14 protein-coding genes and 4 tRNA genes are annotated in these 11488 nt (G+C 31.5%); 7 read left to right on the forward strand and 11 right to left on the reverse strand.

From position 1 onward, the window contains the following. Positions 1 to 165 precede the first annotated feature (165 nt). Entirely contained in the window at positions 166 to 1794 is a 1629-nt protein-coding gene (locus ACI313_RS02670) for a Na/Pi cotransporter family protein (RefSeq protein WP_439755212.1), read from the forward strand. A gap of 26 nt (positions 1795 to 1820) precedes the next feature. On the opposite strand, the gene ACI313_RS02675 is transcribed toward ACI313_RS02670, so the two are convergent. Continuing rightward, on the reverse strand, positions 1821 to 2357 hold the full coding sequence (locus ACI313_RS02675) for a nitroreductase family protein (RefSeq protein ID WP_320607724.1): 537 nt from the start codon (positions 2355 to 2357) through the stop codon (positions 1821 to 1823). A gap of 68 nt (positions 2358 to 2425) precedes the next feature. On the opposite strand from ACI313_RS02675, the gene ACI313_RS02680 reads away from it, so the two are divergent. Continuing rightward, complete coding sequence (locus ACI313_RS02680; RefSeq protein WP_320607725.1) at positions 2426 to 3454, forward strand: M42 family metallopeptidase; 1029 nt, start codon at positions 2426 to 2428, stop codon at positions 3452 to 3454. A 10-nt stretch (positions 3455 to 3464) separates the two neighbouring features. On the opposite strand, the gene ACI313_RS02685 is transcribed toward ACI313_RS02680, so the two are convergent. Continuing rightward, entirely contained in the window at positions 3465 to 4328 is an 864-nt protein-coding gene (locus tag ACI313_RS02685) for an HAD family hydrolase (RefSeq protein WP_439755213.1), read from the reverse strand. Positions 4329 to 4409: 81 nt separating this feature from the next. Between ACI313_RS02685 and ACI313_RS02690 the strand changes: the two genes are divergently transcribed. The 4 genes from ACI313_RS02690 to ACI313_RS02705 all read left to right on the forward strand — a co-directional run bounded on the left by ACI313_RS02690 (position 4410) and on the right by ACI313_RS02705 (position 4918). Then, positions 4410 to 4485: transfer RNA gene (locus ACI313_RS02690), tRNA-Asn, on the forward strand. Between the two features lie 106 nt (positions 4486 to 4591). After that, a tRNA-Asn gene (locus ACI313_RS02695) sits at positions 4592 to 4667 on the forward strand. A 94-nt stretch (positions 4668 to 4761) separates the two neighbouring features. Further along, positions 4762 to 4838: transfer RNA gene (locus tag ACI313_RS02700), tRNA-Arg, on the forward strand. Between the two features lie 3 nt (positions 4839 to 4841). Further along, positions 4842 to 4918, forward strand: a tRNA-Arg gene (locus ACI313_RS02705). Positions 4919 to 5201: 283 nt separating this feature from the next. Here ACI313_RS02705 and ACI313_RS02710 read toward each other — a convergent pair. The 3 genes from ACI313_RS02710 to ACI313_RS02720 form a co-directional block, all read right to left on the reverse strand. Next, positions 5202 to 6392 carry an ATP-binding protein gene (locus tag ACI313_RS02710; RefSeq protein WP_439755215.1) on the reverse strand — a complete coding sequence of 397 codons (1191 nt, stop codon included), beginning with the start codon at positions 6390 to 6392 and terminating at the stop codon, positions 5202 to 5204. A 755-nt stretch (positions 6393 to 7147) separates the two neighbouring features. Next, the gene (locus ACI313_RS02715; RefSeq protein ID WP_439755216.1) at positions 7148 to 7642 is read right to left on the reverse strand and encodes an HXXEE domain-containing protein; all 495 of its coding nucleotides are present in this window, start codon (positions 7640 to 7642) and stop codon (positions 7148 to 7150) included. After that, the gene (locus ACI313_RS02720; RefSeq protein ID WP_439755217.1) at positions 7582 to 7806 is read right to left on the reverse strand and encodes a hypothetical protein; all 225 of its coding nucleotides are present in this window, start codon (positions 7804 to 7806) and stop codon (positions 7582 to 7584) included. The genes ACI313_RS02715 and ACI313_RS02720 overlap by 61 nt, the downstream gene beginning before the upstream one ends. A gap of 132 nt (positions 7807 to 7938) precedes the next feature. Between ACI313_RS02720 and ACI313_RS02725 the strand changes: the two genes are divergently transcribed. Next, complete coding sequence (locus ACI313_RS02725) at positions 7939 to 8442, forward strand: hypothetical protein (RefSeq protein WP_320608570.1); 504 nt, start codon at positions 7939 to 7941, stop codon at positions 8440 to 8442. A gap of 560 nt (positions 8443 to 9002) precedes the next feature. Here ACI313_RS02725 and ACI313_RS02730 read toward each other — a convergent pair. The 6 genes from ACI313_RS02730 to ACI313_RS02755 all read right to left on the reverse strand — a co-directional run bounded on the left by ACI313_RS02730 (position 9003) and on the right by ACI313_RS02755 (position 11390). After that, complete coding sequence (locus ACI313_RS02730; RefSeq protein WP_320608569.1) at positions 9003 to 9140, reverse strand: hypothetical protein; 138 nt, start codon at positions 9138 to 9140, stop codon at positions 9003 to 9005. A gap of 411 nt (positions 9141 to 9551) precedes the next feature. Then, entirely contained in the window at positions 9552 to 9707 is a 156-nt protein-coding gene (locus tag ACI313_RS02735) for a hypothetical protein (protein ID WP_320608568.1), read from the reverse strand. 17 nt (positions 9708 to 9724) lie between these two features. Continuing rightward, the gene (locus tag ACI313_RS02740; RefSeq protein ID WP_320608567.1) at positions 9725 to 10138 is read right to left on the reverse strand and encodes a hypothetical protein; all 414 of its coding nucleotides are present in this window, start codon (positions 10136 to 10138) and stop codon (positions 9725 to 9727) included. Further along, a complete protein-coding gene (locus ACI313_RS02745) occupies positions 10135 to 10428 on the reverse strand; it encodes a hypothetical protein (protein ID WP_320608566.1) in 294 nt (97 codons plus the stop codon). Before ACI313_RS02745 ends, ACI313_RS02740 begins: the two co-directional genes overlap by 4 nt. A 49-nt stretch (positions 10429 to 10477) precedes the next feature. Next, positions 10478 to 10891: a hypothetical protein gene (locus ACI313_RS02750; protein WP_439755218.1), complete on the reverse strand. Its 414-nt coding sequence runs from the start codon at positions 10889 to 10891 to the stop codon at positions 10478 to 10480. A 283-nt stretch (positions 10892 to 11174) separates the two neighbouring features. Then, positions 11175 to 11390, reverse strand: coding sequence for a hypothetical protein (locus ACI313_RS02755; RefSeq protein WP_439755219.1), 216 nt, complete (start codon positions 11388 to 11390; stop codon positions 11175 to 11177). Positions 11391 to 11488 lie beyond the last annotated feature (98 nt).

Below are 11488 nucleotides of genomic sequence, written 5' to 3' on the forward strand. Positions count from 1 at the left end.
TACACTAAAAGGTACAGTACCACGCACATAGCGCGTGGTATTTACTTCGTAATAACAAGACTTTTATCGTTTTTAAGCGATAAAAGTCTTGTTTTATCGCAGAAAGGAGAAAATAATTGGATTAATTTAACTAAAAATAACTATATAAAATGAAAAGGAGATTTTATGACAGTAACACATATTCTTAGTTTATTAGGTGGTTTAGCGTTATTTTTATATGGAATGCATATGATGAGTACAGGATTAGAAGAAACAGCTGGCGATAAGATGAAAAACATTCTTGAAAAACTAACACGTAATCGTTTTTTAGGTGTCTTAGTCGGTGCTTTAATCACAGCAGTAATTCAATCTTCAAGTGCAACAACAGTTATGGTTGTAGGTTTTGTCAACTCAGGACTCATGACTTTAAGACAAGCAATTTGGATTATCATGGGAGCTAATATTGGTACAACAATCACTGGTCAATTAGTAGCTCTAAACATTAGTGAATTAGCGCCTATCCTGGCTATTGTTGGCGTCATCTTTGTCACTTTTATCCGTAACAAGAAAATAAATAATATCGGGACAATTCTTGCTGGTTTAGGAATTTTATTTATTGGTATGGGAATGATGAGTGATGCGATGTATCCATTACGCGAATCACAATCATTTATTCAATTAATAACAACTATTTCAAATCCATTTATTGCCATAGTTGTAGGAACTGCATTTACAGCCTTAATTCAATCTTCAAGTGCATCCGTGGGTATTCTACAAACCTTAGCAAACAGTGGACTTATTCCATTGTCTTCTTCAATTTATATTATTTTTGGACAAAACATTGGAACTTGTATTACTTCAGTTTTAGCTTCTATTAGTGCTAATCGTGCTGCCAAACGAACAACCATTATCCATTTGTCTTTCAACTTAATTGGTACTGTTTTATTTATGATTGCGATTCAATTTATTCCATTCGTTGATTGGATGGTCGCTCTCACTGATGTTCCAGCCGCACAAATTGCTAATACCCATACAATTTTTAACATCGTTACAACACTTGTTTTATTACCATTTGGAAATCAATTAGCTACATTAGCTGAAAAAATTCTTCCTGTATTAGATGAAGAAAAAGAAGATGCCTTATCTTCTCTACCTTTAACATTTGTGACATCAGAAAACATTGGTAATGCATCTATTGCCATTGCTAGTCTAAAAAAAGAAGCTACCTTCATGCTTGAATTAACTCGCAAAAATATTAATGATTCTTTTGATAGTTTATTGGCTACTTCACCTAATAAAAATGAAAAAATATTGATAAGAGAAAATCGTATTAATCTTATCAATGTTCAAATTACAGAATATATGTCAAAGGTATCGATGTTACATATGAGTGAACAAGATAGTAACACAACAAGTGCATTATATAAATGTTTTTCAGATATTGAACGAATAGGAGATTATGCCGTTAATTTAGTGCACTATGGAACTGATAACATTAAAAATATAGAGGTCATTGAAAAAGAACTAAAAGAATTAAAACAATATATCAATGATATGTGTGAACTTTTATTCATTAGTGATTTAAATCAATCTCATTTTGACAAATTATGTGTAATGGAAGAAAAAATTGATCAATTAACTTCATCATATCGTAAAAATCAAATTAAACGCTTAACTGAAGGGGTTGTTGAAGCAACAGAATGTATTCGTTATTCACAAATTATGACCGACATTGAACGTATCGGTGATCATATTATGAATATCATGAAAGAATACTATAAAGTTCAGTTCACAATTGTCAAAAAAACACTCTAGGGAATTTTTCCTAGAGTGTTCTTATATTATTTGTAGCATAAAACCTCATCAAGCGGTTTTCTAGGATTCCTTGTAGGAACATCTTTGCTCTTTCCTAGACTAATAACAGAAGTAATAATTTCATCATCAGGTATTTCAAGCATAGTGCGAATAGCTTGTTCATTTCGTATTCCCATAATCAAAGTACCATAGCCTAAGTCACATGCTTTTAATATCAACTGATTACTTACAATCCCGGCATCATAATAACCCCATCCTTGTCCCATTTCATTAACAGGATTTTTTTCTTCATCAAAGCCACTAATGTCTTTTTTAAAAGTTACAACAACATAAACATCAACGTTTTCTGTTCTTTGCGCATTAAAAGAACTTAATCCATGTTTTTTCATTTCTTGTACTTTGTCTTCACTACAAACAACATAGAAACGTGTTGTTTGAAAGTTTTTCCATGTAGGAGCTAATTGAGCAGCACTTATTATTTTTTCAATGTCTTCTTTTGGTACTTCTGTTTTTTGATAAGAGCGAATACTTTTACGGTTTTGAATACATTCATCTAGTTTCATATAAACTACCATCCTTTTTTCTTATTATACAAAATGATATAATAAAGAAAAAGAAAGAAGAGGATTATATGAATTTTGATACTAATTATTTAAAAGATACGATATATAACTTATTTGGGATTGATTCTCCTTCTGGTTACACTAAAGAAGCAACTGCTTTTGTTCAATCTCAAGTAAGTCAATTTGGATATAAATCAAAATATGATCACAAAGGGAATTTAATTGTCACTGTGAAAGGAAAAGACGAAATAGTATATGGAATTGGTTCTCATGTTGATACGCTTGGTTTAATGGTTCGTTCCATTCAAGATAATGGAAAATTAAATTTTGAAAAAATTGGTGGTCCTAATTTAGCAACTCTAGATGGTGAGTATTGTAAAATTCGTACCCGTGACAATAAAACATATACTGGAACTATTTTATCGAAATCGCCTGCTTCTCATGTTTTCATGGATGCTTTAACACGTGAAAGAAATGAAGAAAACATGGAAATTCGCATTGATGAACTTGTTTATTCAAAGGAAGATACTCAAAAATTAGGAATTGAAACAGGAGATTATATTTTCATTGATCCAAAAACAACTATTACTGATAATGGGTTTGTGAAAACACGTTTTAATGATGATAAAATTTCTTGTTGTATTTTATTAACACTTATGAAATATTTATCTGATAATAAAATTGTACCAACTCATACTTTAAAATTCATTTTTTCTACATATGAAGAAGTTGGACATGGTTCTTCTTATATTGACAGTGACATTGTTCAATTTCTTGCCGTTGATATGGGATGCATTGGTTTGGATTTAAGTTGTACAGAACAAGATGTTTCTATTTGTGCAAAAGATTCAAGTGGTCCATATGACTATGAAATTGTTTCAAATTTGATTTCACTTGCCAAAGAAAATCATATTCAGTATGCAGTAGATATCTATCCTAAATATTCATCAGATGCCAGTGCTGCTCAACGTGGTGGAAACAACATTCGTGTTGGCTTAATTGGTCCAGGAGTAAACGCAAGCCATGGTATGGAAAGAACTCATATGGATGGTATTATGAATACATTAAAGTTATTATATGCTTATATAACACAATAAAAAGGGATTCTCATCCCTTTTTTAATGCATAGTATATTCCTTCTTCATCATTTGATTTCGTAACAAAACGAGCTTGTTTCTTTACATAGTCTCTTGCTTGTCCCATCGCTATAGAATGATCAACTTGTGCAAATAAACTTACATCATTTTCTCCATCTCCAAAGGCTATAACTTCATCTCTTTGAGCGTTATTTTTATCCATAATGTATTTTAAAGTCATTCCTTTTGAGTATCCATAAGGTAATATTTCAATTTGCCTGTGGCTTGTTCGAAAGAATTCGAATTGAGAAGAGAATGGTTTCATTTTAGAAAAAACTTCTTCAATTTTTTCTTCGCAATCCATTACTTGAACTTTCAATGATTCACCACTTATTTCATTAATATCATCAAAATAATATATATTTTGATAAGCCTTTCTCATATCAAACAAATAATCCCATGGACCTGATGTCCAAGGAAAATCATCCGCAACATTTTGTTCTTTTCGTAGTTTTTCCTTTATTGAAATTAGACGATTGGGAATATGAGCATATATAGTTTGTTCTTGGCATACTTGTACTTCACAGTCTAATGAAATCAGTGTCTCAACTAGTTCTTTAATATAAGCTGTATCCATTGATTTTAATACAATGTGTTCATCTTTTTTTAGATCATAATAACCAATTCCATCAATTTCAATAAAATAGCCTCCGTAATCAAACATTTGTAGTTCTTGAGCAATTGGCATTAGACGATGAAAAGATCTTCCGGATGCTAAGATGAGTTGTACGCCCTCTTTTTGATATTCAATTAAAAGTTCTTTTGTTTTAGGAGGAATCTGATTTTGTGAATTCAATAGTGTTCCATCCATGTCCATTACGATATATTTTAACATGCATAAATTATATCAAATTTTTTTATTTTTTTCTTGCATTAATGTAATTCACATGATAAGATATATGGGCGTTAAGGAAATGCCTGAATAGCTCAGTCGGTAGAGCATCCGGCTGTTAACCGGCAGGTCACAAGTTCGAGTCTTGTTTCAGGCGCCATTCGCAAATAACATCTCAGCAATGAGATGTTTTTTTATTTTATATTTTATTTTTTGTATTTTATTGTTGCATGAAGACACCTTTTATGATAATATAATTGAGCGATGCCTGAATAGCTCAGTCGGTAGAGCATCCGGCTGTTAACCGGCAGGTCACAAGTTCGAGTCTTGTTTCAGGCGCCATTTGCGATTAACATCTCAGCAATGAGATGTTTTTTTATACCTATTTTATTTTGTCATAGAATTTTAATAATTCCTATTATATAATTAAGTATACGTGCCTGTAGCTCAATTGGATAGAGTGTCAGATTCCGATTCTGAAGGTTGCGGGTTCAACCCCTGTCAGGCGCACCACAGGGGCTTGTAGCTCAGCTGGATAGAGCATCCGCCTCCTAAGCGGAAGGTCGTGCGTTCGAATCGCATCAAGCCCGCCATAAAAACAAAAAAGATGTCTTCATTCGTATGAATAAAGACATCTTTTGTTTTATATCATAGTTCAAATTTATCACATTATTTTGAACTATTTTTGAAATTCATCTAATATTTTTTCTAACAGTTCAAAATCTTATTTGAGAAAATAGATTCCATATCTTTACCTTATACATGACCATAAACATCTTTTATCATGTTTGTTTGAGCATGGACTTATATCTCCGTAGAAAAAAGACCAATCATTAAAGATAGATCTTTTAAAATTAAATAATATTTGCTTATTAATTAGATTAGTTCCTTTGTTTTTCTTACAAGATATAAAGGTATATTCGTTAAGTTACCATTTTGTTCATATCCCAATTTAGAATATCGAATAGCTTTTGAAGGCTCATATTTTTTTATATACTTTTTGAAAGAAGACGATTCAACAGATTCTCCTGCTTTCACTTCAATTGGAATAATATCAGACCCATATTGCACCAAATAGTCTATTTCCATATTAGCTGATGGAGAATAATATTTAGGTCTACTGTCAAATAACCCTTGTAGTTGTTGTAAAACATAGTTTTCTGTTAAAGCACCTTTAAATTGAAAATCTTTTTTTATTAAAATCGATTCATTTGAAACTGATGCCATCTGTTTTAATAAACCAACATCAAACAAATAAAGTTTAAAATGATTTAATTTTTCATAAGCATTGAGAGGATGCTCATTTTTAGAAACATTATATGTTCTTAATATCATGCCAGCTGATACAAGCCATTCTATAGCTTCTTCAAATTCTCTAGCTCTTGCGCCATCTCGTACCAAACCATAAACAAACTTATGATTATCTTTTGAAAGTTGAGTAACGATGCTTCTGAATACCATCAATATTCTTCCGGCATTAACTTTTCCATTATATTTAGAAAAATCATTCTCATAAAATTGGATTAACTCTTTTTGGATTGTATCTACTTTCTTTATATCTTTATAGGTAATCCAGGAATTAACACATTCTGGCATACCACCAATTATCAAATAATAGTTATATAAATCATTAAGCTTATTATGAAATATACCTTCTATTTTGCTGCCTTTATTGATGGTTTGATAATAATGATATAAGCTAGGGTCTACCGCTTGCAAAAACTCATCAAAAGTCAAAGGACCAATATCTAATAAGTTTACTTTTCCAACTGGGTATGACTTAGGTTGTGCTAACAATGTTCCTAATAAACTCTCGGCAGAAATAACATGGTATTCATTCGCATTTTCATAAAAGTATTTCAATGAATTTAAAGCATTAGGACATTCTTGGATTTCATCGAAAATAATAAGATGTTTTTGTGGAAGTATTTTTTCACCAACAATAAAACTTAGTAATTCAATAATTTTTGTTGCATTCTTGTTCTGGAAAATGGTTGCTAAATCATCATCTGAATCAAAGTTAAAATAAAACATTTTTTCATAGTAATTCTCACCAAATTCTTTCATAATCTATGTTTTACCTACTTGTCTTGCACCACGTAATACCATTGGTTTTCTATCTGGATTATTTTTCCATTCCACTAATTGAGCAATAGCATTTCTATACATTTTTTCCTCCGTTAGTAATATCTTATAGCAGTTTACACATTTTTAAATATTAATACAGTCACTTTCAAAGATATTCGTCCATGTGTTTGTTTCTTTATTAACAATAAATTTAATAGTTAATATCTTATCGCTTAAATGATACGAAGTAGGAGCTTCAATTATACATGTCCATAAACAACATTAGTAAATAGATCAAATAATAAAATTAATTTTCTCAAATTTTTTAAATTTGTTGTTACTTTTATTTGATTATCTGACATGCTATATCTTAAATAGTTTATCAAATGGTTTTCAATTTCATTGTATTATATCTTTTTATACATGAATCAACGTTCAATTTTTTTACCTTTTGTATACCCTTTTCTCAAACTATAAGTTCACACAAATTTAACCAAGTACACCATCTCCTAAGCGTGGGTCGGGGGTTCAAGTCCCTTTTGCGACGCCAGCTAACAACGCCGAAAGCCTTTCTTTTCAAGGGTTTTCGGCTTTTTTATATCAGAAAAGAAAAAAACAAATATTCATGGTAGAAAACCTCCTCTCCAGTTTTGGCAGAATATAGTTGGAACGAACTTACTTGCAATCAAAATGAAAGAAATCACCAAGCAAAAAACTCCTCAACTGCCGTATGGTAGTGAGGAGTTTTTATGTAGTTATTCAAGAAACTGCTGATACCAACCTGCATTGGGATAGCCAAATGGCGAGTTGGGGTCTTTGAAAATGGCTTCGGGGAGAATAATCATCACAAGGAACACAACCATCGTAGCGATAGCACCAATAAGCCAATCCTTCTTTGTCGGTTTGTTTTTTCTAAAGGATATAAAGAAGAAAACGGCAATAGGAAGAAACATGAAAATGGTGGTGGCAAGTCCCGGATTATAGAATCCGTAGGTGTCCAGGTAGTTTATGCCACCCTTTATATGCATAAATCCTTCTAACACGCTGATAAGAAATACGCAAATGCTCGTTCTTGTAACAAAGATTTGATTGATTGACTTTCCCTTGAATGTTCTATACGCCCAATAAAAGCTGATAACAGAGATGGTCAGAACACCCATAAGGTTTGTCGTCATATCTGAAAGGCGGTTCATCGGATAATTGAGGCATCCATCGTTATAGATATAGCCAAAGCCGCCGGTAAAACCCATTCTTCCCAAACATGAGCAACGAGCGTGATACCCCCTATAATTGAAAGTCTCATAATTCGGTTGTACTTTTTCCAATTTACAGCCAAAAGCACACCATCTATAATTCCTATGGCAAGAATAACATAAAGCCAAATATCAAGCCACGATAAAATTAGTTTTTCCATTCCAAACTCCTTGTAAAATGTATAGTTATTTATTATAATGCAATTATACGACTATGGTTTATTATTTTCAACCAACAATATAAGCAAAAGGTTTGTTAATCAACCTTTTTGAGAAAGAGTTTAGGAACTGATATGGACGCACGAATTATCAAAACAAAAAAGGCAATCAAAGAGGTTTTCTTAGAGTTGAGGAAAAAGCAGTCTCTCGAAAAGATAAAGGTTAAGGAAATCTGTGAAATCGCCATCATCAACAAAGCTACCTTTTACAAATACTATCAAGATGTGTTCGACCTTTCGGATAAACTCGAAAATGAGTGCTTAGATAGGTGTCAGTTGGATGTTGAAAGTAGTTCTGCACTTTTTAGTGACCCAATGGCGTTTATCAAAGGAGTCCCCGCTTTTGAAAGTAATGAGGACTTAAAAATCCTATTTCGTGGTCGTGAGAATTTGTTGATAGAAAAAATCAAGGCACGGTTATTCTCCCTCTATGAAACAGATAAATTATCAACCACAGAACGAATAAAGCTGTATTTCATCGTAAATGGCGGTATGGACACACTGCAACAACTGACGACGAAAGGCATTAGTAAAGAAGAAATAGAAGCAGTTATTGCGGAATTGATTTTGAAGCTTTGATCCTCTAAACTTGTACCGTATCATCCCCGATATATTTCTTTGTTTTCTGTCACAGGATTCTGGCGCATAATGCAACCTGTCCGTCAAACATTTTGTTAACTCCATTTTGTGTGATATGGCATCCCTCCTTTGGACATAGAAAAAACCGGCTACTCAAAATCGAATAGTCGGTTTTCCAGTTTATGTATGAAATTAAAGTGCGTTGATTTCCTTTTCCAGTTCCCTGACTGCGGACATTGCGGTTTCAAAATTTGGAATATCACCGTAAAGCATATCTTTCATGGCGTCATAATCTGCCTGTAAAGCAGAAAAGCGGTACTCCAAAGGAGATTGTTGCTTTCTCCCACTGTGTTGATATACGCCTTAGTCCTTATAGCTTAGTGATTATTTTTCCTACTACTCTATGAGGACATGCTTAAAAAAAACGTTGCCCTAATAGCTCAATTGGATAGAGCGCGGTGCTCCTAAGACAAAGTTGTAGATTCGATTCCCACTTAGAGATTCGAACTAATTTTGTAAATTTTTCAATTTGCTAATAAAGTTCAATATTTCTAATCAAACTATCTCATTTTTTTAATCATTTCAGCTATTTTTGCAAGCAATTCTGGATGTTCTTTTAGTGAACTGACAAGCTGTTCTTCATCACTTTCCATTTTTTTCCATTGCCTAAATTCATCTTCGTCATTATATAGGTTCATTATTTCTTTTTATACAATACAACAGACATACAGATACAACCCAAGCCTAGAAGAATGGATGAAATTATACCTTCTCCAGTATTTACAATATGATGAATTGTTCCTGCAAAGAAGCAACATGCAGCCAAAACAAACATAATACATAACAGTTTATATATACTCATTTTATAATACCTCCCAATAACATCATAAACTTTCTCATTTATCTATATTCTCGTAATCCATTACTACTTTTTTACAAGTAAGACATCGATATGTATCATGAATAGGAAAAATAAAATTACAATAGTTTAATATAATCTCTTCGCTAGTAGGTTGAAAATTGTTGTAAAGAATATTCTATTTCCTCCTTGAACATATCCTTTGATAATTTCCACAATAAGGACATTCCATATAATTTCTCTTTTGCAATTATTTCTTTTTATAATTCCAAATAGCCATACAAACAACAGTCAATAGAATAGGTGTCATCACTTGTTTTCCAACAACAATATGATCAATTGTTCCTCCTATAAAACAAATTGATGCTAACACATATAAACCACTCAATATTTTATACTTACTCATTTTTTTTCCTTTACTACCTACTCTTCTGTCTCATAAATAATGTTACCTGTAAAATAAATCGCTATCTCCATTTGAATAATCTTTGCAGTATATAAATACCCAGAATACAAGACTTGATTATATCCATATAATTCATCAACAATTTCAAAGCTATAATTTTGATATTGTTTTATAAAATCAACAAGACTCATTTTTTCTCCCTGAAATTTACCAAAACTTCCTAATTCACTTTGCATGGTAACACTTGTAAAATAAAAATCTACGCCTTCAATCGTTATGTTTCCATCAATTTGTTCATAAAGCTCTGTAAGTTTTACATATCCATTTTCAAAATCTAATATGATTTTATCTTCTTGAACTTGAATTTTGTTAACTCTCATATCATGTAAACTATAAGGAATTGACGGATTGTGTTTAAATTCTGTTTTCATAAAATTTCATAATCCTCTTGTGTTAAAAGAACAGCTGGAACATATTCACAATTCGGAACTAACTTTTTTATCATTTTAAAATAATCCACAAAAAATTCACTTGGACAAAAATAATTAGCCGTTTCACGGTGTTTATCTTCAAAAGTAGCTGTAATAATTGTTGGACCAATATCCGTTACGAATAAAATCTCATCATTGTGAAGATAGTATAATGTTCTTGAAGCAACTTCTTTGTAAAGTTGTTTAAACACAGGACTAGTGGTTTTATATGACCATTTTCGATACAGCATACCCTGATGCACCTTTAATAACGATTTTGGTTATATCCATTTTTTCACCTCATATCTGAAGCTGTCTTATTATATTTTCTACTCTTCTAATAGCTTCTTCAACTTGATAAGATGCTTTATTTATACGATCTTGAACCATCCAATCCACAACAAATCCATCGAAAAACCAATCCGCAAAAGATAAGAAATCATTGTTTTCAATATCAAGATGATATATTATATTCACATCATTTAATTCTTTACTAAATTTCTTTAAATCATATTTAGCTTGTTCCATATATTGTTTTGCTTGATCCATTTTTGAGTGTTTTGCCATTGTTGAAAGAAAACTACCACCAAGCATATCCCATATACCAAAATTCTTAGCACTATTAAGACTCTTTTGTGCTTCTAATAAACTTCTTAAAGCAAGATAACCTGCATTAATTGCTTCTCGTTTTTCTTTTTCTAAATCATATGCCATAACAATTCTCCTTCTTTATATATCATCGAATATTTTTTACTTTAATTTTGTCCTTTTACTAATCCCCAAGACTACAAAACAACACCCCAACACGATATTTATATTATTTTTATTCATTGCATATACGACTAAAAAAAGTATACCGGCAATCAAGAACAATAAACCACTAATATTTTTTTCCTTCATTTTTACATTCTCCCTTTTTATTAATCTAGTAATTAAATCACTATAGCAAACGTGAAACCGTAATTGAGAACAAGCTTAAAATTTTCAAAACGCATTTCTATCTCCTATTAGCTTTTATCAGTGTTGCGACAATAAAAATAATAATACTAGGTACAATGAATTCGACGAATCTTGTGATGATAAATATATAAAATGGAGCAGAATTTAGAATCGTATCATATCTTAAATAATCCACCAATACACAAATCCCAAAACCAATTACCAAAACAATTAAAACAAAATATAGTAATTTAACTATCTTTTCCTTGTTCATACATACTCCTTACTTTAACAAATCTGATGTGAATCCTTCCATTTGCTTCAACGCTATACCATTTATCTTTTTCTAATTTGATTGTATCAGACATACCA

The organism is Floccifex sp. (assembly GCF_051873495.1).
Classification (GTDB): domain Bacteria; phylum Bacillota_I; class Bacilli_A; order Erysipelotrichales; family Erysipelotrichaceae; genus Floccifex.